This window comes from Acrocarpospora pleiomorpha (genome assembly GCF_009687885.1).
GTDB classification, from domain to species: domain Bacteria; phylum Actinomycetota; class Actinomycetes; order Streptosporangiales; family Streptosporangiaceae; genus Acrocarpospora; species Acrocarpospora pleiomorpha.
Window position 1 is genome coordinate 333,671 of record NZ_BLAF01000013.1, and the last position, 22,244, is coordinate 355,914.

General features: G+C 68.4%; 17 protein-coding genes. 12 read left to right on the top strand and 5 right to left on the bottom strand.

From position 1 onward, the window contains the following. Positions 1 to 45: 45 nt before the first annotated feature. Complete coding sequence (dnaN, locus tag Aple_RS13885) at positions 46 to 1,140, bottom strand: DNA polymerase III subunit beta (RefSeq protein ID WP_155344955.1); 1,095 nt, start codon at positions 1,138 to 1,140, stop codon at positions 46 to 48. A gap of 659 nt (positions 1,141 to 1,799) precedes the next feature. Here dnaN and Aple_RS13895 point away from each other — a divergent pair. Then, positions 1,800 to 2,408, top strand: coding sequence for a Uma2 family endonuclease (locus Aple_RS13895; protein ID WP_155344957.1), 609 nt, complete (start codon positions 1,800 to 1,802; stop codon positions 2,406 to 2,408). 216 nt (positions 2,409 to 2,624) lie between these two features. Here the strand turns inward: Aple_RS13895 and Aple_RS13900 are convergent, their stop codons facing one another. Continuing rightward, positions 2,625 to 3,272 (bottom strand): LuxR C-terminal-related transcriptional regulator, encoded by a 648-nt coding sequence (locus tag Aple_RS13900; RefSeq protein WP_155344958.1) that lies wholly within the window; start codon positions 3,270 to 3,272, stop codon positions 2,625 to 2,627. A 2-nt stretch (positions 3,273 to 3,274) separates the two neighbouring features. Then, positions 3,275 to 4,747, bottom strand: coding sequence for a sensor histidine kinase (locus tag Aple_RS13905; protein ID WP_155344959.1), 1,473 nt, complete (start codon positions 4,745 to 4,747; stop codon positions 3,275 to 3,277). Positions 4,748 to 4,880: 133 nt separating this feature from the next. On the opposite strand from Aple_RS13905, the gene Aple_RS13910 reads away from it, so the two are divergent. The 10 genes from Aple_RS13910 to Aple_RS13955 all read left to right on the top strand — a co-directional run bounded on the left by Aple_RS13910 (position 4,881) and on the right by Aple_RS13955 (position 13,150). Beyond that, the gene (locus tag Aple_RS13910) at positions 4,881 to 5,744 is read left to right on the top strand and encodes an ABC transporter ATP-binding protein (protein WP_155344960.1); all 864 of its coding nucleotides are present in this window, start codon (positions 4,881 to 4,883) and stop codon (positions 5,742 to 5,744) included. Positions 5,745 to 5,797: 53 nt separating this feature from the next. Further along, positions 5,798 to 6,556, top strand: coding sequence for an ABC transporter permease (locus Aple_RS13915; RefSeq protein ID WP_155344961.1), 759 nt, complete (start codon positions 5,798 to 5,800; stop codon positions 6,554 to 6,556). Positions 6,557 to 6,649: 93 nt separating this feature from the next. Continuing rightward, entirely contained in the window at positions 6,650 to 7,426 is a 777-nt protein-coding gene (locus tag Aple_RS13920; RefSeq protein WP_308805504.1) for a helix-turn-helix domain-containing protein, read from the top strand. A 27-nt stretch (positions 7,427 to 7,453) separates the two neighbouring features. After that, positions 7,454 to 7,906 (top strand): SRPBCC family protein, encoded by a 453-nt coding sequence (locus Aple_RS13925; RefSeq protein WP_155344963.1) that lies wholly within the window; start codon positions 7,454 to 7,456, stop codon positions 7,904 to 7,906. 48 nt (positions 7,907 to 7,954) lie between these two features. Beyond that, entirely contained in the window at positions 7,955 to 8,692 is a 738-nt protein-coding gene (locus Aple_RS13930; protein WP_155344964.1) for a metallophosphoesterase, read from the top strand. A 90-nt stretch (positions 8,693 to 8,782) separates the two neighbouring features. Next, the gene (locus Aple_RS13935) at positions 8,783 to 9,769 is read left to right on the top strand and encodes an NAD-dependent epimerase/dehydratase family protein (RefSeq protein ID WP_155344965.1); all 987 of its coding nucleotides are present in this window, start codon (positions 8,783 to 8,785) and stop codon (positions 9,767 to 9,769) included. A gap of 93 nt (positions 9,770 to 9,862) precedes the next feature. After that, positions 9,863 to 10,534 carry a glycosyltransferase family 2 protein gene (locus Aple_RS13940; RefSeq protein WP_155344966.1) on the top strand — a complete coding sequence of 224 codons (672 nt, stop codon included), beginning with the start codon at positions 9,863 to 9,865 and terminating at the stop codon, positions 10,532 to 10,534. Further along, positions 10,531 to 11,175, top strand: a complete 645-nt coding sequence (locus tag Aple_RS13945; protein WP_155344967.1) for a TIGR04282 family arsenosugar biosynthesis glycosyltransferase — start codon at positions 10,531 to 10,533, stop codon at positions 11,173 to 11,175. Before Aple_RS13940 ends, Aple_RS13945 begins: the two co-directional genes overlap by 4 nt. Continuing rightward, complete coding sequence (locus tag Aple_RS13950) at positions 11,175 to 11,786, top strand: class I SAM-dependent methyltransferase (protein ID WP_155344968.1); 612 nt, start codon at positions 11,175 to 11,177, stop codon at positions 11,784 to 11,786. Before Aple_RS13945 ends, Aple_RS13950 begins: the two co-directional genes overlap by 1 nt. After that, positions 11,765 to 13,150, top strand: coding sequence for a glycosyltransferase 87 family protein (locus Aple_RS13955; RefSeq protein WP_155344969.1), 1,386 nt, complete (start codon positions 11,765 to 11,767; stop codon positions 13,148 to 13,150). The genes Aple_RS13950 and Aple_RS13955 overlap by 22 nt, the downstream gene beginning before the upstream one ends. A 55-nt stretch (positions 13,151 to 13,205) precedes the next feature. Here the strand turns inward: Aple_RS13955 and Aple_RS13960 are convergent, their stop codons facing one another. Further along, positions 13,206 to 16,484 carry a glycoside hydrolase family 97 N-terminal domain-containing protein gene (locus Aple_RS13960; RefSeq protein WP_155344970.1) on the bottom strand — a complete coding sequence of 1,093 codons (3,279 nt, stop codon included), beginning with the start codon at positions 16,482 to 16,484 and terminating at the stop codon, positions 13,206 to 13,208. A 146-nt stretch (positions 16,485 to 16,630) separates the two neighbouring features. On the opposite strand from Aple_RS13960, the gene Aple_RS13965 reads away from it, so the two are divergent. Then, a complete protein-coding gene (locus tag Aple_RS13965; RefSeq protein ID WP_155344971.1) occupies positions 16,631 to 17,788 on the top strand; it encodes an ROK family transcriptional regulator in 1,158 nt (385 codons plus the stop codon). A gap of 135 nt (positions 17,789 to 17,923) precedes the next feature. Here Aple_RS13965 and dnaB read toward each other — a convergent pair whose 3' ends face one another. Further along, complete coding sequence (gene dnaB / locus Aple_RS13970; protein ID WP_155344972.1) at positions 17,924 to 21,835, bottom strand: replicative DNA helicase; 3,912 nt, start codon at positions 21,833 to 21,835, stop codon at positions 17,924 to 17,926. Positions 21,836 to 22,244 lie beyond the last annotated feature (409 nt).

Genomic DNA, 22,244 nt, shown 5'->3' on the forward strand with positions numbered 1-22,244 from the left:
CACCCCCACGGCCGAAGGCGCTGAGAGTGCGTCAGATGTTCATGGTTACGGTAAGCGTAGGGACATGACCAGGTAGCGGAAGGATGGGTCGTCGCCGTCTTCGGTGATGAGGGCGGGGCGAGTGGGTGAGTCCATGTTGAGGCGGACGTTCTCGGTTTCGATGCCCGCGAGGCCGTCGAGCAGGAACTGGGGCTGGAAGGCGATGACAATGTCGTCGCCGTCCAGTTCGGCCTCGACCACCTCGGCTCCGCGGCCGATGTCGCCGCCGCCTGCCTGGATGAGGACCTCGCCGCCGGAGAACGTCAGCCGGACCGAGGCCGTGTTCCGCTCGGCGACCAGGGTGACGCGTTTGATCGCCTCGATGAAGCTCGCGACCGGGATGGTGGCGCAGATCGGCCATTCGCTGGCCAGGCGCGCCCGGTAGTCGATGAACTGGTCGTCCAGCAGTCGCACGGTGGTCGCCTTGCCCTGGCTCTCGAAGCCCGCGACATTGTTGCCCAACCCCACGGACACCTCACCGCCGCGCAGTGACTTCGCCACGTCGACGAGCACCTTGGCGGGCACGACGACGGCATGCGCCGCGCCATCGAGCTCCGGCGACCACAGAAAGTCCCGAGCCGCGATCCGGTAACGATCCGTGGCTGCCATCGAGACGTTGATCCCCTCGATGTCCATCCGCACTCCGGTCAACATGGGCAGGGTGTCATCCCGGCTGGCCGCCACCGCCACCTGCGCCACCGCCGTCGCGAACACACCCCCGCCCACCGCGCCGATCTTCGGCGGCAACACCGGCAACGTCGGAAAATCCTCCACCGGCAACGTCAGCAGCCCGAACTCGGCGCTCCCGCAGGTCAGCACCGCCTCCGACCCCGACGTCACGATCTCCACCGGCTTCCCCGGCAGACTCCGCGTGATCTCCGCCAGCACCCGCCCGGGAATCAGCACCCGCCCCGGCTCGGCGACCTCCGCCTCCACCTCGGCCCGCGCCGACACGTCATAATCAAACGCCGAAACCCGCAGCCCTTCGCCTGCCTCAAGCAACAACCCCGACAACACCGGCAAGGCCGGCCGCCCCGGAATCACCCGAGCCGCCCACGCCACCGCCTCACCCAGCACATCCCGGCTGACCTGAACCTTCACCGCAACCTCCCTCGATCCCCAAGTTCCGCTGCCAAGCTACCCACCACCACCGACAGAATCCGCCCCCTCCCAGTCTGTCACCACCCCTAGATCACCACAGGGGCCCAACTGCCCCTCACGTCCTCCCAACACACGAGCGCAGCTCCGGATCCACGACATCCGGATGGTCGGCCGCAGGACCGATCAGCTCCTCGCCGAGTTCCGCACACACGGGCGCAGCTCCGGATCCACGACATCCGGATGGTCGGCCGCTGGACCGATCGGCTCCTCGCCGAGTTCCGCTCGGTCGAGGTAGATCACGGAGGCCGTTGCCGTCAACCTGCGCATCCCCGCCCGCGTGCGTTGATGCGGAACCTGAGCTGCCACCGCGCCGCCCCGTGGAGATCTCGCCCAAGTCGTTTCGAGTGCCCGCGCGTATGGATGCTCTTCGCCCAACACGCACTCCCGGAATGACCTGGTGATCGACCGCGACACCCGCACCGTCCGCCTGGACGGCGGCCCCGGTCGAACTGACCACAACGGAACAGGCTGCCACCCGAGTCTCCAGCGACATTCCTCGCAAAAGCCGATCCCCAGACCAACGTGATTCGTGGCCAGGGCTGCTGGGTTAGCATCCAACCGGCGAATCAGCACTCGTGACAGCCACCGGAGGCGAGATCATGACCGGACCTGGCTCGGCCCACGACGTCGGATTCGGGCCGTACACCGTGTTGGATCTACACGAGCTTCCGGAAGACGGCAAGGGGTTCGAGCTTGAGGACGGGTGGCTGATCGAGGTGGCGGCTGGTTCCCGGCACACCTGGGCGGCTCGGAACCTGTCCCGAATCATCGAAGCGGCCGCGACACGATTCGGGGCCGCGGTGACCGTATGCGACGGCGGCGAGTGGGAGATCAACACCCCGGCCGGAATCCGCAAACCAGATATCTTCGTCATCCCCCGTGAAGTCGCCCGGGCAGTGATCATCGATGAATCCCCGAAAGTCATCCCCGGCAGGGAAGTGCTGCTGGCCGTCGAGGTCGTCTCCCCCGGAGGCAGCAGCGAGCGCAACGACCGGGTGCGCAAGGTCGGCGAGTATGCCGCCGTCGGAATCTCGCAGTACTGGATAGTGGACCATCATCCGAGCCCTCGCGTGCAGGTACTGAAACTCGGCGAGCACGGCTATACCGCTACAACCGCGGTGATCGCGGGGATGACGCTGACGAGCGAGATCGAAGCGGACAAATCCTTCGAGGTTTCCTTCGACCCCGCCGCGCTCCTCGAATTCTGAGCTCGACGGTCGCGACCAAGCGTTCGGACCAAGCGTTCGAAAGGCGACCTGGCCCCTTCGACCCGGCACGCTCGTCGAATTCTGAGCTCGATAGTCGTGACAAGCGTTCGAAAGGCGACTTGGTTCCCTCGCCCCGGCACGCTCCTTGAATTCTGAACTGACAGTCGCGACCAGGCCATCGACGGCGACCTGGCTCCTTCCCGCGCTCCTCGAGTTCTACTTGTCGTTCAGGTAGGCGAGGACGGCCAGGACGCGGCGGTTGTCGTCGTCGCTGGGGGCGAGGTTGAGTTTGAGGAAGATGTTGGCGGTGTGTTTGCCTACCGCGCTTTCGCTGAGGAACAGGCGCTGGCCGATGGCGGCGTTGGATCTGCCTTCGGCCATGAGTTCGAGGACTTCGCGTTCGCGGGGGGTGAGGCGGGCGACCGGTTCGTTTCTGGAGTTGCTGGCCAGGAGTTTGGCGATGACCTCGGGGTCCATGGCGGTGCCGCCCGCGGCTACCCGGCGGATGGCGTCGATGAACTGTTCGGCGTTGAAGACGCGGTCCTTGAGCAGGTAGCCGATTCCGCCGGTGCCGTCGGCCAGGAGTTCCCGGGCGTAGAGCTGTTCGACGTGCTGGGACAGGACGAGGACGGGGAGGCCGGGGATCTGGCGGCGGGCGGCCAGGGCGGCTTGCAGGCCTTCGTCGGTGAACGTGGGCGGGAGGCGTACGTCCACGACCGCGACGTCGGGGCGGTGGGTGATCAGGGCGGTGAGGAGGTCGGGGCCGGATTCGACGGCCGCGACCACCTCGAAGTCGTGGGCTCTCAGGAGGAGGACCAGGCCCTCACGGAGAAGGTGCAGGTCTTCGGCGAGAACGACCCTCATGATCAGCAGCCTATGCCCTTTTCTCTGGTTACCGAGGCCGACAGCACGATTCCGCCGGCCAGCATGGTGGCGCCCAGGGTGATCATCGCGAAGACGGTCGGCCACTGCAACGGCTCGGGCATGTAGAGGGCGAGGAACCAGGACATCGGCGGGGAGTCGAAGGCCACGAAGAATCCGGTCACGATGCCCTGCGGGATCAGGGGGATCCAGCACAGGGTCCAGCAGAGGGCCATCACCACGCCGCGCCAGCCCGCGGACCGGGTCTCGGGCTCCTGAGCGGACAGGGCGAACGGGAGTTCCAGGGTGGCGACCGTTGGCCCGCCGGGCGGGCTGCTCAGCGCGAGAACACCGTCGAAGGTGGTCAGGCGGCGCTCGATTCCGGACAGACCGCCGCCGGGATGGACTTCGGCGCCGCCAGGTCCGTCGTCGGCGACAGTGATCCGCAACGCCCGGTCGCGCCGGCTGATGTCGATGGCGACCTTGGTCGCGTACCGGGAGGCGTTGGTGAGGAGCTCGGCCACCGCGAAGTACACGGCCGACTCGACGGGTGATTCGGGCCGTTCGTCCAGGTCGACGGAGACCTCGACCTTCAGCGGGCTGTCCAGCGCGAGCGCCCGGATCGCGTCGCCGAGGCCGCGTTCCGCCAGCACTGGCGGGTGGATGCCGCGGACCAGCTGCCGCAGTTCGGCGAGCGCCGTCGCGGAGGACTCGCGGGCCTTGGCCAGCAGCGCTTTCGCGGCTTCCGGGTCGCTTGTCATGAGTTGCTCGGCCGCGCCGATCGTCATGCCCACGGCGACCATCCGGGCCTGCGCGCCGTCGTGCAGGTCGCGCTCGATCCTGCGCAGTTCGGCGGCCTGGAAGTCGACCGCCTCGACGCGTACCTGGTTGAGGTGGCGGACCTGGCCGATCAGCTGGGTGGCGGCGGTCGGGCCGAGCATGGCCATCGCGTAGAACCCGTAGATGCGCAGCGCCCAGGGCGCGATCACGACCGCGATTACCGGGAGCGCCAGGCCCCAGAGGTTGCCCTGCCACGTCTGGTAGACGCCGTACCCGATCAGCACGGTGGGGCCGGCGGCCAGGACGGCGCGGGTCCAGGGGTCGATCAGGAGCCAGACGAGTTCGCGCCAGGTCGCGGGGTCGCGCAGGTACCAGTTCAGGCGGGCGTTGAAGGCGGGCATGGTGGGTTTGCGGTAGAGGGTGCGTCCGTCCCGGTACCAGCCGTCGCGTTGCCGTACCGGCGGGGGTGGCGGGGGGTTGTAGGGTTCGTTGATTTTGATCCCCGTCCAGCGCAGGACCAGGCGGCGGTCCAGGCGGGCGACCGCGCGGATCAGGCGGATCGAGGGGGGAAACAGGAACACCATCCCAAGCATGAACGACAGGGCGGTGCCGACCAGGGCGATCAGGGCCGCCGGTATCTGGACGAGCACCACGGCGAACAGTGCCAGCCCGTGTCCGAACACCTTGATGTGTTTCATGACCCCAAGTTTGGACGAATGACTCTCGGCAGGGCAGTGGGCGAAGGCGTACGAGCGGGGTGGAGGTAGGTCCACCGCCACTGGGTCGCCAAGCGCATTCTGCGACGGGCGCGGGATTTCTACCTTTCGAGGTATGGAAATCATCACGGTCGAGAACCTGCACAAGCGCTACGGCGACAAGGTAGCGATCACCGATGTCTCCTTCGCCGTCGAAGAAGGGGAGATCTTCGGAATTGTCGGGCGCAACGGCGCCGGCAAGACCACCACGGTCGAATGTGTGGCCGGGTTGCGTACCCCGACGAGTGGCACGATCAACGTCGTCGCCGATCTCAAGCAGCAGGTGGGCGTGCAGCTCCAGGACTGCTCGCTGCCGGACAAACTGCGCGTCGGCGAGGCCCTCAGCCTGTACGCCTCCTTCTACGCCAACCCCGCCTCCCCCGCGGACCTGCTGGCCGAAGTCGGCCTCGACCCGCGCGTGCCGTTCGCCAAGCTCTCCGGCGGCCAGCGGCAGCGGCTGTCGATCGCGCTGGCCCTGATCGGCAACCCGCGGATCGCCATCCTGGACGAGCTCACCACCGGCCTGGACCCGATGGCCCGCCGCGAGACCTGGGACCTGATCGAGCGGATCAAGGAGCGCGGCGTCACCGTGCTGCTGGTCACGCACTTCATGGAAGAGGTCGAGCGGCTCTGCGACCGGGTCGCGGTGATCTCCGAGGGCAGGGCCCTCGCGGTCGACACCCCGGCCGGTCTGATCGCCCGCGCCGACGGCTCGGATCGGGTGATCTTCCGGACCACCGGGTCGGTGGAGCCGCTGAAGTCGCTGCCCGAGGTGGCCTCGGTCGTCATCGAGGGCGACCGGGTCACGGTCACCGGCAACGCGAACGTGCTGCACGCCGTCGTCGCCGCGCTCCCCGCCGGGCGGATCGCCGACCTGCGGACCGAGCGCACCACGCTGGACGACGCCTTCCTCATCCTGACCGGCCACTCGGCCGTCTGACTCTTTTTCGATCTGACTCTTTTTCGATCTGACCCTTTTCGAAGGAGCCCCCCATGCCCGCCATCGCCCTCGTCCCCCGCCGGCTCGCGATCACTGAGATCAAGCTCTACCTGCGCGAACCACTGGCCGCCTTCTTCGCCGTCGTCCTTCCCCTGGCGCTGCTGCTGATCCTGGGCGCGGCCATCCCGGCCTTCCGCGAGCCCGCCGCCGACATGGGCGGCGCCCGGCCGGTCGACACCCACCTGCCGGGGATGATGATCCTGCTCTCCATCCTGACGGTGGCGTTCAGCACGATGCCGTCCGCGTTGGTGATCTACCGGGAGCGTGGCGTGCTGCGGCGGATGTCCACCACGCCGGTGCGGCCGATCTCGGTGCTGACCGTGCAGCTGGTGATCAACGCCGTGGTGTCGATCCTGGCCACCGCGCTCATGTTGATCTTCGGACATCTGATCCTGGAGATTCCGTACCCGAGTATGTTCCTGGCCTTCGCCGGGGTGTTCGTGCTGGGTTCGGTGACGTTGTTCGGGATCGGGCTGGCGCTGGCGGCGGTGGCGCCGAACTCGCGGGTGGTGCAGAGTGTCGGCGCGGGCATCATGTTCCCGCTGCTCTTTCTGGGCGGTATGTGGCTGCCCCGGCCGTTGATGCCGGAATGGCTGCGCGTGGTCAGCGACTACAGCCCGACCGGCGCGTTCGGGCAGGCGCTCACCGACGTGCTGGGAAACCACGCGCCGAGCCCGCTGCACCTCGGGGTGATGGCCTGCTGGGCCGCCGTCGGCATCGTCGCCGCCACCCGGTGGTTCCGCTGGGAGTAGATCCGGTACGGCCTCCGCCTCCTGGCGGGGGCCGTTTACGTTTGAGGTAATCGCCCGCATTCTGTCGGGGCGCGTAGTTTCGGGGTTGTGACGGTGACTGAGGGGCCAGTGGGCGAGTTGCTCCGGCGGTGGCGGGAGCATCGGCGGCTCAGCCAGGTGGAGCTGTCGATCCAGGCGGAGATTTCGACCCGGCATATCAGCTTTCTGGAGACAGGGCGGGCCAATCCCAGCCGGGGCATGGTGTTGCGGCTCGCGGACCATCTTGATCTGCCACTGCGGGAGCGGAATCGGTTGTTGCTGGCGGCCGGGTTCGCGCCGGTGTACGCGGAGTCGGGGCTGGGGTCGCCGCGGATGGCGGCGGTGTATGACGCGATCCGGAGGATTCTTGACGGTCACGACCCCTATCCGGCGGTAGTCGTGGATCGCAGATGGAATCTGGTGGACGGGAACCGGGGCATCACCCACCTGACCTCCGGAATAGATCCGGATTTGTTGGGAAACGTGTTGCGGGCGTCGTTGCATCCCGAGGGCCTCGCGCCGCGGATCGTCAATCTGGGCGAGTGGCGGGCGCACCTGCTCGGCCGGCTGCGGCGGCAGATCGCCGTCACGGCGGATCCTGAAATTTCCGATTTGTACGGCGAGCTGCGCGCGTACCCATGCGACCAGCCGGAGCCGGAGGTCGAACTACCCGGGCCCGGCGACATCCTCATCCCGCTGCGGATCCGGTACGGCGACCGCGAATTGTCGTTTCTAAGCACGATTGCGACATTTGGCACGCCGTTGGACGTGACCGTTGCCGAGTTGGCTATCGAATCGTTCTTTCCCGCTGATGATCAGACGCGTCGGGAGATGTCACAATTCGCGGATTAGATCAATGTTCCACAGCAGGAGGCAGGCGTGCCGGAGACGGTGCTGACGAACACGTTCCACGTCGACACCACCCCCGAGGCGGTGTTCGAACATCTGACCACCCCCGAGAACTATGTGGGCCTGTCCCCCATCGTGATCGCGGTCCGCGACGTGGACCGCTCGTCACCCGGGGTGATCCGCTACACGGCCGTGGAACGTTTCAGGTTCCTCGGCTTCATCACCCACGACAACCCGATCAAGGTCGAACTGTTCACGGAAGGGCTGTCGTTGTACGGGGAAGTACGCAGCCCGGGAAACATCCGAATGGGCTACCGGTTCGACCTCAGCCCAGACGGGAAACGCACCCGAATCGAGGACCGCCTCGACCTACGGGCTCCCTGGTTCCTCCTGCGGTACGCGGCCGGCGAGGCACGCAAGGTGCAACTGGCCCGAGGCCGCATCCTGGCCGAACGCCTGGCCCCCGCGGAATCCGCAAGCTGAGACCCGGTGGCCGTGAGACGCTGGCAGTCCGGTCTTTGAGGAGTGCTCATGATTGTTCTGGCTCACGTCAGCGACGTACACATCGACGGAGGCGACCGCAACACCGAGCGGACCGCGCACGTCATGTCGTACGTGGAGGGACTGGACGTCTCAGCGGTCATCGTCACCGGCGACATCGCGGACAACGGCGCCGAGGACGAATACACGATCGCCCGTGCGGCACTCAAAACCCGCCACCCGTCGATCATCTGCCCTGGCAACCACGACAGCCGGGGTCCCTTCCGCAAGGTCATGCTCGACTCGAACGACGTGAACGAGCCCATCAACCAGGTCTTGCGGATTCCTGGAGCCACGATCATCCTGTGTGACTCCAGCATTCCCGGTCGCCCCGAAGGACGCCTGGACGACACGACGCTCGCCTGGCTGGACGACACGCTCGCCGCCGAAACCGGTCCCGTCTTCGTCGGCATGCATCACCCGGCGGCGGCCCTCGGGATTCCCTATGTGGACGACATCGGCCTGCGCGAGCCAGAACGCTACGCCGCCATCCTCGAACGCCACCCGCACGTGGTAGCCACCCTCGTCGGCCACGCCCACACCGGTGCCGCCACAACCTTCGCCAACCGCCCCCATCTGGTCGCACCCGGCGTCGTCAGCACCGCTCTTCCCCCCTTCGAGTGCACAACCCAACCCCCGGTGAGCTTGGACCTCCCCCCTGCTCTCGCCCTGCACATCTACGACAACGGCCACCTGACCACCCACTACCGAGCACTCCCGCTGCCCTGACCACCACCCCCGTTGTCGCGTAACGAAAAACTTCTTACGGATCGCGGACGCACAGACCCACCACGGCCGGAGGGGCTTACCGTCGCGGGGGTGAAAGTGGTGCTGACCGGCTCGGCCGGTTTTATCGGAAGTCATGTGGCCGAGACCCTGGTCGAGGCCGGGCATGAGGTGACCGGGCTCGACGTCCGGACCGGGGTCGACGTGCGGGACCAGGAGGGTCTGGGCCGGCTGCTGGCGGGCGCGGACGCGGTCGTGCACCAAGCGGCCAAGGTCGGCCTAGGAGTGAACGTCGCGGATTTGCCCGACTACGCCTCAATCAACGTCTTTGGCACAGCGGTCCTCCTGGCCGCGATGGCGGAGCACGAAGTCGAACGTCTGATCCTGGCCTCCTCGATGGTGGTCTACGGCGAGGGCGCCTACGACTGCGCCGAGCACGGCGGGGTACGGCCAGGCCCGCGCTTGACGACCGACCTGGAGCAGGGACGCTTCGAGCCGCGCTGCCCCCGGTGCGGATCGGAACTGACGCGGGCGACGATCGACGAAAGCGCTCCCCTGGATCCGCGCAACGCCTACGCCACCACCAAGCTCGCCCAGGAGCACCTGGCCGCCAACTGGGCGCGAGAGAGCGGCGGTTCGGCCGTCGCGCTGCGTTACCACAACGTGTACGGTCCTCGGATGCCCCGGGACACGCCGTACTCGGGGGTTGCGGCGATCTTCAGGTCCGCCCTGGAGGCGGGCCGACCGCCCCGGGTGTTCGAGGACGGCGGGCAGATGCGTGACTTCGTGGCGGTTCGCGACGTCGCCCGGGCGAACCTGGCCGCGCTCGGCGGTGGCAGACCCGGCTGCCTGACCGCGTACAACATCGCCAGCGGTGCGCCGCACTCGGTGGGCGACATGGCGGCGGCGCTGGCGGCGGGTCATGGTGGTCCCGAGCCGGTCACGACCGGTGAGTACCGGCTGGGCGACGTGCGGCACATCGTCGCCTCACCGGCGTTGGCCCGCCGGGAGCTCGGCTTCGTGGCAGAGGTCTCCTTCGCCGACGGCATGAAGGAGTTCGCCTCCGCGCCACTGGGCTGACGGGGCCTGTATGGGGTTGAGCTGGGCGGATTCCCGTCGCAGCGTCACGACTCTGTAAGAGTTGGCGGCGATCTCCCCGCTAGCGTTGATCGCATGATGATCGACGTGGTGCTGCCGTGCCTGGACGAGGAGGCCGCGCTGCCGTGGGTCCTGGGGCGCATGCTCCCGGGCTATCGGCCGATCGTGGTCGACAACGGTTCCATCGATGACTCGGTCGCGGTGGCGTCGGCCCATGGCGCTCAGGTGGTGCACGAGCCGCGCCGCGGATTCGGCGCCGCGTGCCACGCCGGGCTGCTGGCGTGCACCGCGGAGGTCGTGTGCTTCATGGACGCCGACGCCTCGCTGGACCCCCGCCAGCTCCCCGAACTGGTCGAGCCGATCCTGGCCGGAGCGCGCGACCTGATGCTGGGCCGCAGGAGAGTGACGCCAGGTGCCTCCTGGCCGTTGCACGCCCGCGCGGCGAACGCCGTACTGGCGCGCGGCCTGAGCAGGCGCACGAGTGCGCGGTTGCGCGATCTCGGGCCGATGCGCGCGTGCCGGCGCCAGGATCTCCTGGACCTGAAGCTGAGCGATCGCCGGTTCGGCTATCCGCTGGAGATGGTGTTGCGCGCGGCGCGGGCGGGCTGGCGGATCGCCGAAGTCGACGTGGACTACCTGCGGCGCTCCGGGCGCTCCAAGGTCACCGGCACCGTAGCCGGCACGCTGCGGGCGATCGCCGACATGCGCCGCGTCCTGGCCGAGTGCGAGCGGGAGTCCGCCCGATGATGCCCGCTCAGATCATCGTCATCGCCAAAGAGCCCGTGGCGGGGCGGGTGAAGACCAGGCTGAGCCCGCCGTTCACGCCCGGCCAGGCGGCTCAGCTCGCCGCCGCCGCGCTGGAGGACACCCTGCGCACCGTCGCGGCGCTGCCGGTCGCGCATCGGGTGCTCGCCTTGGCCGGTCTGCCCGGATACTGGCTGCCGGACGGCTTCACCGTCATCCCCCAGCGCGGCGACGGCCTCGACGAACGACTCGCCGCCGCGTTTCGCGACGCGTACCGGCTGCACCCCATGCCCCTCGTGCTGGTGGGTATGGACACTCCGCAGCTCTCCCCCGACCTGCTGGAGGCCGCCGTCTCCGCGCTGGCGCACCGCGACGCCGTGTACGGCCCCGCGTGCGATGGCGGTTTCTGGCTGCTCGGATTACGCCGTCCCGACCCCGGACTGCTCCTGGGCGTGCCGATGTCGCGGCCCACCACCGGGCGCGCCCAGCTCGGACGGCTGACGGGGGCAGGCCTGAGCGTGGCGACGCTGCCGGAACTGACCGACGTCGACACCGCCGACGACGCCTTCCAGGTCGCGGCCCAAGCACCGGGATCCCGCTTCGCCGGCGTGCTGGCGGCGTTGGCGCAGGGGGCGCTGCTGTAATGATCGGCGAGCTGTACTCCGCGTCGCTGGCCGGCGCCGCGACCCAGATCGAGCACATCGACGGGACCGTGGAACCGCTGGAGGCCGCCCGCTGGTTCGAACCCATCGACGGGGACGAGGCGCTGCTGTCCCGTTGTGTCAGCCCGACGCTGGATGTCGGCTCCGGTCCTGGACGGCTCACCGCCACGCTGGCCCGGCGGGGCGTCACCGCGTTGGGCATCGACATCACTCCGCACGCCGTCCGGCTGACCCGCCGGGCCGGGGGTTTCGCCCTCTGCCGCGACGTTTTCGACCAGGTGCCCGGCAGCGGGCGATGGGCCACCCTGCTGCTGGCCGACGGCAACATCGGCATCGGCGCTCACCCGGCGGCGCTGCTGCGCCGGGCCCGCGAGCTCGTCCGTCCCGGCGGCGCCGTCCTGGTCGAACTGGATGCCCCGGAGACGACCAGCCAGGTCGAGCGGGTACGGCTCCGCCACGCCGACGCGGTCGGGGACTGGTTCGGCTGGGCCCGGGTCTCGGTCAGCGACATCGCCCGCCTGGCCGAGGCCGGCGGCTTCCCCACTGCCGACCGCTGGCAGGAGGCAGGCCGATGGTTCGCGGCGCTGCGCTGACCCGGACCGCCGCCCTGATCATGGCTCTGGTGGCCGTGCTCGCCGGGACCGTTCGCTTCGCCAGCGTGGACCTGTTCGGCTGGTATGTGGCGGCTTGGGCATTGTTCGCCGCCGCGGCCTGGTCGCTGCGCGGCGTGCCCGCCCGCCAGGCGACGGCCCTGGTCCTGGCCGGCGGTATCGCGGTGGTCGCCACCGGCCTGCTGGCCCCGCCGCGCACCAGCACCGACTCCTACCGCTATGCCTGGGACGGCAGGGTCCAGGCCGCGGGCGTCTCCCCCTACGATCACACCCCGGCCGATCCCGCGCTCGCCGCCCTACGGGACCCGTGGCTGTTCCCCACCGGCGACGCCTGCCGGGAACCCGGCCACGCCCCGCTCCCCACCGGTGGATGCACGCGGCTGAACCGGCCGACCGCGCACACCATCTACCCGCCTGTCGCGGAGGCCTACTTCCTGCTCGTCCACGCGCTCTCACCGCCCGGCGCACGGCACAAACCACTCCAGGTCGGCGGCGCGCTGCTCTCGATCTGTGTCACGATCGCACTCCTGCGCCGCCGCCCCGGTCACGCCGCCTACTGGGCGTGGTGTCCGGCGGTGCCGCTGGAAGCGGTCAACAACGCGCACGCCGACGTGCTCGGCGTCCTGCTCACCGTGCTCGCGTTCCTGGTGGTCCGGCGCCGCCGCGCGCTGGGCGGCGCGCTGCTCGGTTCGGGCATAGCGGTCAAACTCCTGCCCGCGGTCACCCTGCCCGGCGCCCTCTCCGGGGTGCTGTCCAGGGATCGGCCGTCCAGGGATCGGCTGTCCAGGGATCAGTGGTTCCGCGACACGCTCACGGTGGTGGCGCCCGCGGCGGCGGTCGCCGCCCTGGCCTACCTGCCCTACGTGCTGGCCTCGCATGCGTCCGTTTTCGGCTACCTCACCGGTTACGTGCGTGAGGAAGGCTACGACGACGCGTCCGCGCGGGACCGCTACGCGCTGGTGCGGCTCGTGGTCCCCGACGGCTGGGCGCTGCCGGTGGTCGCGGCCCTCCTGCTCGTGGTCACCCTCCTGGTGCTGCGACACGGCGACCCCGACCGGCCCTGGCGAGGCGCGCTGCTGGTGACCGGAGCCGCGTTCCTGCTGCTCACCCCCGGCTACTCGTGGTACGCGCTGCTCCTGGTCGCCTTGGTGGCGCTCGACGGCCGATGGGAGTGGCTCGGGATCCCGCTCGCGGGAGCGGCCAAGTACCTCACGGCCGGGTCCGCGATAGGCGGTGCCACCGGCACGATCGCCTACGGTCTCGCCGCGCTGGCGGTGATCGGCGGGTACGCCTGGCGGACCGGCGTCGGGTCGCCCCGCCTGCTCGACCGGACCGCTGAACGCTGAGTCGTGATCGCCGCCCATCCCCGCGCGATCAACCGATCGCGCGGGGAGTTGCGGGTTATCGGTGGATGACGCCTGGGTCGGGTTCGAGGGTGATGAAGTCGAGGTTGACGTTGCCGTTGTCGCTGGGGCCGTACACGAAGGTCAGTGGGGTGGTCGTGGTGAGGCGGAGGTTGGCCTGGTGGTCGGACCAGGTGTCCCAGTTCGGCAGGGTGGGGAGCCGGAGTTGGAGGGACTGCGTTCCGCTGGAGAGGGTCATGGTCTGGGTGGCGCCCATGGCGTTGGCGTAGCGGAGGCGGATGGCGTACAGGCCATCGACGGTGACCGGGGCGTTGAAGCGGACGCCGCTGTCCTTGGTTTTCAGGCAGGCCACGAAGCCGGTGCCGGTGTAACCGGTGTGGTCGGTACGCCGGCACGCGCCGCTGACGAGCTGTGCGGACTCCGCTTCGATCTTGCGAGGGCCGGTGGCGAGGAGTCCGCCGATGGACAGCAGGTCGGCCGCGACGTCCGGGGCGATCGGCTCGGCGTTGACCAGGGCGGTGAACCGGTTGAGGGCTTCCCGCATTCCCGCCAGGTCGTTCGCGACCGCCGCGGTGATCGCGGCTTTGACTTCGATGGCGAGTGCGCCGGACAGGGCAGGGCTGAGGGCGCCCGTGTCTGTTGCCAGCCGTACCTTCAGGGCGAGGGAGAAGAGTGCCTCCGGTGTGCCGAGCCGGGTGGTGAGCTGGTCGTCGATGGCGGTGCGGGCCTGCGCGGTCACCTCGGCGAGGGGGAGACCGTAGAGGGCGAGGCGCACGTCCTGGAGGGCCAGGAGACGGCCGGTCGGGTCGCCCTGGCGGAGCAGGCTCTCGGCCGTGGTGAGCATGGGCTGGAGGAACGCCATCGCGGACGAGGTCACCTCGCCGGACTTCCGCAGGTCCCGGACGAGGCCGAGCAGCGAACGCGGCTGTGCGACGCGGACCGGTTCGCCGCGCTCGCCGGTGGGCGCGCCGACCGCGACCCGGAAGTCCTGGTCGGGCACCTCGGCGGCGGACAGTGTCCATTCGACGGTACGGGCTCCGCCGCCCGCGACGCGGACGCGCTGGACACCACCGGCGGCGCGGCCGTCGAGGAACACCTGGGTCGGGAACTCCGCCACGGTGCTGCCGGTGTTGGTGAGCTGGGCCTTCACGGTGAGCTGCTGGGTGGCCGGGTCCAGGATGGCCTCGGGGGTGCCGTAACCGGCGCGGGGCGTGGCGTACCAGGGGAGGTCGCCGAGGTCTTCGGCGGTCGCGGGCCTGATCCTGACCGCCTGGCCACCGGCGGCGACCAGCGACATCGACAGCCGGGTGGACGATCTGACCAGGGTCTTGCGGATCTCGACGGGCAGCGGGTCGCCCTTCCAGGTGGTCTCCTGGGCGTCGGCGTAGATCTCCGCCGCGAAGGTGCCGTTGGGGAGGAACGACAGCGGAACCTGGAGGGTCCGGTCGTTCTCGTCGGTGATCGCGCCGAGGTACCAGGTGTCGCCGCTGCGCCGGGCGGTCGTGGTGTAGTCGCCGATGACGCTGTCCAGGACGCGGGTCTCGTCCCAAGTGGCGGGCATGTTCTTGAGGAAGGCGAAGCCGGGGTGGGCGGCGTAGTTCTCGGGGGTGTCCGCGAGCATCTGCAGCGGGCTGAAGAACGTCGGGTATAACGCGAGTTGCGCGGCCGAGGTGGTCTGGACGCGGGTGTTGAGCCGGGCCGGGTCCCACGTGACGTTCAGGACGCCGGGCGTGTAGTCGGCGGGTCCTCCCATGAACCGGGTGAAGGGGAGGATCGTGGCCTGCGCGGGCGGGTTGCCGTTGGCGCCCATGTAGTTCTGCTGCTCCATGCCCGCGACGCCCTCGCCCGACATCATGTTCGGGTAGGTGCGCGCCAGGCCGGTGGGCTTGATCGCCTCATGGGCGTTGACCGTGATGCGGTGCCGGGCCGCCGCGTCGATCACCCGCTGGTAGTGGCGTACGGCCTCCTGGTCGTAGTGGCTGCGGTTGATGCCGCCGAGCAGGAACTTCGTGGCGTAGCCGGTCTTGATCGCGTGGATGCCGAGTTCTTCGTACCTGGAGAAGATCTTCTCCAGGTTCTGGTCGTAGTAGTCGATGTCGCCCCGGGTCTCGTTGTGCGCGATGTACCCGATGCCGTTGTCGGCGGCGTAACGGAGGACTTCGGGGAGGTCGAAGTCGGCCTGCGGGGTCAGGAAGTCCTGGCCCGCCCAGCTGCCGCCAGCGTTGGTGTTCCAGCCCTCGGCCAGGACGAACTTCGCGCCCGCCTCCTTGGCCAGGTCGATGTACTGCTTGAGCCGCGCGGTGGTCGCGCCGTGCTTGGGCCCGGCGGTCCAGGTGGTCTGCCTGCGCTGGAGTTCCCACCAGACGCCCACGTACGTCGCGGGCTTGATCCAGGACGTGTCATCGCAGATCGCGCACGGGTCGTTGAGGTTCTCGATCAGATGGGATTCGCCCAGGTCGCCGGGGCGTTCGCCCACGGTCAGGGTGCGCCAGGGCGTGGCGAACGCGCCGTTCAGCTTGGCCTTGGCGCCGTCGGGGAGGGCGATCAGGTCGCTGGAGAACCGGCCGGGCTGCCCTGGCACCGACTTCAGCGTCATGCTGGGGTAGTCGGTCAGGTCGGCCTCGTGCACCACCACGTAGGAGTCGGCGGCGGGGGAGGCGGTGATGGGGGTCTGGGTGGTGGCGACGCCGGACAGGGGCAGGTCGCGGTAGTGCTGCTCGTCGGCGGACCAGGTCTTGCCCGCGGCGATCGACCAGCTCCGCGCGGCAGGGTCGAGGGCGAACTCGGTCTGCTCGGCGGTGACGGTGTAGGCGTCCAGGCCAGGCTGGTCGGGGAAGCGGTAGCGGAAGCCGACCCCGTCGTCGAAGACCCGGAACACCAGGTCGAGCTTGAAGCCTGTGCCGGCCTGGACCGCGTGGACGGTGAGCTCGCTCGCGTGGTTCCTGACCTTGCTCGACGTCCCCCAGACCGGCTTCCACGTCTCGTCGATCGTGCGCCGTTCGACGGACTCGACGGCCATGCCCTGCGTGAGGCTGGGTCGGCCCGCGAGATCCATTCCGAGTCCGGACGCGCCGACGAGTGTCTTGTCATGCTTGGTCACGCTGTAGGTGAGACGCCCGCCGACGGTGGTGACGGCGACCCGCAGATCACCGTCCGGCGACTCGACGACCTGGGCGCTCTCCCCGGCGATCTGGGTGAGGGGTGCGGGTTCCTCGGCCAGCGCCGGCACCGCCGCGATCCCGCCGGAGACCACGATGGCCGCCGTCATCGAGAGCAGTCCCGCCCGTCTTCTCCGCCCGGCGTTCTTATGTTGCATGAGTGCCTCTTCTAACGGGGTGGTGATTGCGACGGAGAAGACTCCGCAACTCTCCCGTGACGGTAGATGGCAGAAAAGACTCTGGTCAACACCCTTAATATTTATTAATTAGTGCACTAAGCGCTCAAATTAGCTAGGCTTGGCTGGTGTCCGCCACGCCGAACCAGCGGATCGAGCGCAGCAGGCGCGCGATCCTCGACGCGTTGAACGAGTCCTTCCCCGCGACCCGGCAGGAGCTGAGCCGCCGGACCGGCCTCGCGCCGAGCACGGTGGCGGGGATCGTCCGGGACCTGCTGGCCACGGGGCTGGTGCACGAGCACGAGACCGGCGACCACGCGGGACGCGGCAGGCCGTCGTCACGGTTGTCGCCGCGCCGCCCTCCGGGGTATCTCGTCGGGATCGACTTCGGGCACAGGCACATCTCGGCGGCACTCGCCTCGACCGCGCAGGAGATCGTCGCCGAGGGCACGGTGCCGCTCGACGTGGACGCCTCGGCGAGCAACGCGCTCGACCAAGCGGCGATCCTGGTCGCCGACCTGCTGGACCGGGCGGGCGTCCCGGCCGATTCGGTACGGCGGACCGCGGCGGGGATCCCGGGGCCGATCAACCAGACGACCGGCAAGATCCAGTCGGCCACGATCCTCGCCGGCTGGGCCGGAGTCCAGCCTCGGCAGGAGCTGATCGCCCGGCTCGGCGGGGAGGTGGTGATCGCGAACGACGCGGAGCTCGCCGCGCTGGCCGAGCACACGCACGGGGCCGGGCAGAACGTGTCCGACCTGGTCTACGTCAAGGCGTCCCACGGCATCGGAGCCGGGCTGATCCTCGCCGGCAGGCGATACACCGGGGCGTACGGGGCATCGGGGGAGATCGGGCACACGCTGGTCCAGGAGGGCGGGGCACAGTGCCGTTGCGGGCAGCGCGGCTGCCTCGAATCGGTGGTGTCGATCAGCGAGGTGTGGCGGCAGCTCATCGCGGCGGGTCTGCCGCCCTCCGAACGACCCGACAACCTGTTCCTGGACGCCCTGGTCGGCAACCCGGTCGTGGCCCGGATCGTCGCCGACGCGGGACGCCAGCTCGGACGGGTCCTGTCCGACCTGTGCAACGCCCTGGACCCCGCGATGCTCATCATCGGCGGCGAGCTCGCGACCGCGGGGGACCCTCTCCTGGAAGGAATCCGCGAATCCCTGCGCCGCTTCGCCCAACCCGCGATCAGCGACCGCGTCCAGATCCGCTCCTCCGCCCTGGGCCCCCGCGCCGGCCTGGTCGGAGCCCTGACCCTCGCCGCGACGGCACCCGCCCCATGAAGGACGGGCCCTTCGACACTGACGGCGGCGTGCTGCCCAAGCGGTGACGGCCCGCCCTTGTGCGGGCTTGATGCCCACCGGAACAACACCACCGTGCCGACCCCGATGTTCTTCCGCTGGCCTCATGTGCGAGGGTCAGTGCTGGGCCATGTCGACGAAGCGGCTGTAGTGGCCCTGGAATGCGACGGTGACGGTGGCTGTGGGGCCGTTTCGGTGTTTGGCGACGATGAGGTCGGCTTCGCCGGCGCGGGGGGATTCGCGCTCGTAGGCGTCCTCGCGGTGGAGGAGAATGACCATGTCCGCGTCCTGCTCGATGCTGTTGTGGACAGAAATGCCGTTGGCGACGAAGTTGTGGGTGCCGAGCACCGTCGCGTCGTACACCATCTGCTCGCCGAGCGCCTCGACGGAGGCGATCTCATCCCAGAAGACATCGTTGGTCGCCGTGATCTCCAGATCCTCACGATCGAGAATCGCGACCATCTGACCAAGCGTGCTCGCCTCCGAACCTGACGCGGCTCCATCCGGCTGGACCAGAACATCACGCAACTGGTCCCACATCCCCTGAGGAAGACGAACGGGATCAGTAGCCCTCGTCCTCAGCCGAAGCTCCCGCGCACACATCTCAGCCGCAGCACCCGACATCCCCACGTCTTCAAGAAACCGCAACTGGTTCTCGGGCCCGTAGATCGTCAGCCGATGAGTCCCACCCACCGCCACGATCCGGGTCATCACATTGAACCGCAGCAACAACCTCGCAAGATCATCCACTAACCCCCGGCTCCCAGTAAAACTGATCCGCGCTTCACCAGGCGCATACCGGCCAGCCACATGCCCCCCGAGCGCATCTTCACCGTTCACCTGCCGGGCAAATACTCCCCCTTCGTGTACACGTCCGTAATCCACAGCTATCGGTCGCCCAGCCTGCGCATCCAGCGCATTCGCGTGTTCAGCGGAACCTTCACCCTCGGACACGAGTCCGGCGTGCGCATCCACAGCCTTCGCATGTCCAGCGTGCGCGTTCAGCCCACTCGCGTGTCCTGAATCCGCTGCCCCTCCATACACGTATGCGAGCGTTTCGCCCACGGGGCCAGACCCGGCTTCCACATCTACCGGTCTTGCGCCTATTGCGGCGGAGGCTTCTCCCCCACGCATAGGCCCAGCGCTCCCCTCCCAGCGGATCTCGCCCTTGCTCGCCCACAGTTGCCTCAGAAGTAGGGCGAGCTGAGTCTTGCGGAGGCCGAATACGGCGTCAGGTAGGGAAGTCGCGTTGAGGAGGCGTGGGAGATCTGTCCCCTGAGAAGGGACATGGTCCGTGGTATTCAGCGGGGGAGGGACGTGGCGTGGGACGGCTACTCGGGTGCCGGGGGAAAGGTCGCCTACGGCGTGCCAGCCGTCGTAGGTGAGGAAGGGGTGGTTGGCGGTGGCTTCGAGTTCGCGGCCGGAGCGGAGGCGGACGCGGTAGACGGGTTTGATGCCGCTGGGGAAGACGTGGGTCAGGGTGCGGGGGACGAGCTTGAGGCGGTCGTCGAGGGACCAGACGGGGATGTCGCGGGTGTCGGAGTCGAGGAGGTCGCGGAGGGTGGCTTCGGCGCCGGTGTCGGCGCGGAGGATTCGGGTGTTCGCGGTGAGGCAGCCGGACTCGCGGAGGTCGGAGACGGCGGGGCGTTTGTCGGTTCGCTGTTCTGGGCCTCGGTTGAGCTGGGAGATGGCGATCACGGGGACCTCCAGCTCCTTGGCGAGCAGCTTGAGCGCTCGGGACAGCTCGGAGACCTCCTGCTGGCGGCTCTCGGTCTTCTTGGGGGAACTCATCAGCTGGAGATAGTCCACGATGACGAACTTCAGGTCGTGGCGCTGCTTGAGGCGGCGGCACTTGGCCCGGATCTCCATCATCGACATGTTGGGCGAATCGTCGATGAACAGGGGCGCCTCGGCGACCTCGCCCATGCGCCGCGCCATCCGAGTCCAGTCGTCGTCGTTCATCAGGCCGGACCGCATGGTGTGCAGGGCAACCCGCGCCTCGGCCGAGAGCAGACGCATCGTGATCTCGTTACGCGACATTTCCAGCGAGAAGATCACCGTGGTCAGGCCATGCTTGATCGCCGCAGAACGCGCGAAATCCAGCCCGAGAGTCGAGTTGTGCGTCGGAATCCACGTCTTGCCCGCAAGGTACATATGGTCGGCATTGTCGATCTCCACGCATCGGACCGGCCGGCTTTCCACACGCCGCACATCGGTGATGTACCGCAGGCGCGTCGTCGGGTGATCGCGAGTCGTCTGCCGGGCAACCTTGCGAGGAAGCCGAAACACCTTGTCAGCGGGCGTAAATGTGATCACGTAAGCGGTGGAGGTCCCCAAGGACCGACCCGAGACAGGCTTCTCAGTCCAGGTGGCCTTATATCCGAGGCTAAGGATCAGTTCCCAAGCGCCCTCAGCGAGCCGCTCGCTGGTGACTGCGAACTGGATGGTCCCACCGGCATTGACGTAGCCATCCGTGTCGAGCAGCCCAGCGAGCAGCGCCCGGCGCTGGTCTTCAGAGGCACGCAGGTAGTCCTGAGGGATGTGCTTGTCGTTCAGAACACCCATGCTCCGCAGAATCGCCTGAGCGGTCCCGTGATGATTCCTGCACTCCTGGCACTGCCTCAGACCTGCAGAAGGGCTCCCGCAATCAGGACATGTCGGCTCGGGTACGGGATCGGAGAGGAATCTCGCCTTCCCTCCGCAGGTTCGCCCGCACGAACGAACCTGGGATGTCCGCGGGACAAATGACATACCGCAGACGACGCAAGCGCGGGCTGGGATCGGATCTTCCTGCGGCAGCCGGATCGAGTAGAGCAGCCTTCCAGCCTGCTTCGTTACTATCAGGCCTTCTGCCTCGATCTCCGCGATGATCTCGGGATCAGCGCTCGTGAGCAGGGCCCCCGCACTGTGCCCGTCACCGAGCCATGCGCCAAGCGCATATGGAGGGAAGGGAAGCTCCCTGTCCGGGAAGGCTGCGGTCTTGGCCACGGAGACCGCGTGGTTCAAACGCCGATCGGCCGTCTCGCACCGCAGGGTCGCGGCGATCTGCTCGGTTGTCTTCACTGACGCGAACGTCCGCTGGTTGCGATGGTGGGCGTGACCGGTGGCGGCCTGCTGGGCCGACCGGCGGGACGCGCGGGTCTCGGTCAGCCACTGGTGAGCGGCGTCGGCGACGATCACCGTGCCGTCGCTGAACTCGATCTCATAGCAGGGGCGGCCGTACATCACGTCCGTGGCCGCGATGACGCGGGCCGGCTTGCCGTCGGCGCCGATCAACCAGTCGCCGACGTCGACCTCGCCCATCGTGGTCCAGCCGTCAGGTGTGGGCAGTGGCGTGTCGAGCGCGAGCGCCTTGCCGATGGCGGGACGAGCGGCGACGACGATCATCTGTCCTGGATGGAGGCCGTTGGTCAGCGCGTCCAGGTCCTGGAAGCCGGTCGGCACTCCAACCATCTGGCCGTGGCGACTTCCGATGGCCTCGATCTCGTCCAGAGCGGCCGGCATGATCTCCGAAAGCGGCAGATAGTCCTCCGACGTCCGCCTTTCGGTGACCTTGTAGATCTCGGCCTGGGCCCGATCGACGAGATCGTCGACTTCCTCGTTCTGGCCGCCGTAACCGTAGGAGACGATTCGGGTCCCCGCCTCGATCAATCGCCGGAGCACCGCCTGCTCACGAACGATCTTGGCGTAATACCCGGCGTTGGCCGCCGTCGGCACCACGACGGTGAGGGTGTGCAGATATGCCCCACCCCCGACCTTCGCCACCTCACCCCGCCGCTGCAGTTCGTCGAAGACCGTGACCGCGTCGGCCGGATCCCCCCGCCCGTAAAGATCAGTGATGATCTCGTAAACGATCTGATGGGCAGGCCGGTAGAAGTCGTCGGACCGCAGCACCTCGACCACATCGGCGATCGCGTCCTTGGAGATGAGCATGCCGCCCAGGACCGACTGCTCGGCCTCGATGTTGTTCGGCGGAGTCCGCTCGAACGAAGGCTCAGACGGCCCACCCGAAAAATCGACAACGCTCATCGCAACCCGACACCCAACGACGGCGAAACTCCCGGCTGCGGCCGCTCACGCCGCCAACCAGCCATCCCCAGACCAACGGCCGCGCCGGTGTCCAGCCTCGTCACGGTCCCCGACTCGCTCGCTGCCGAGCGAGAGCCACCCCTCGCGGCGGGATCTCGTGACGTGCCATCGTGATGTCCGGCTATTCGATCGGTCATGCGTCCCCCTCCACTCCGGCCGCACCACCCCCAGTTGTAGAGGACCGGGACGACAGTTTCCCGGGTTGTGGGGGCAACCGGCAACGAAGCCTGTCGACAGACCTGTGGATAAGGTGTGCACTTCTGCCGCCAGGGTGTGGGAAGCCTGGGGACGAGCCTGGGGATAACCTGTCCACAGGCTGTGGATAATCACTCTGACCTGCGGAAACAAT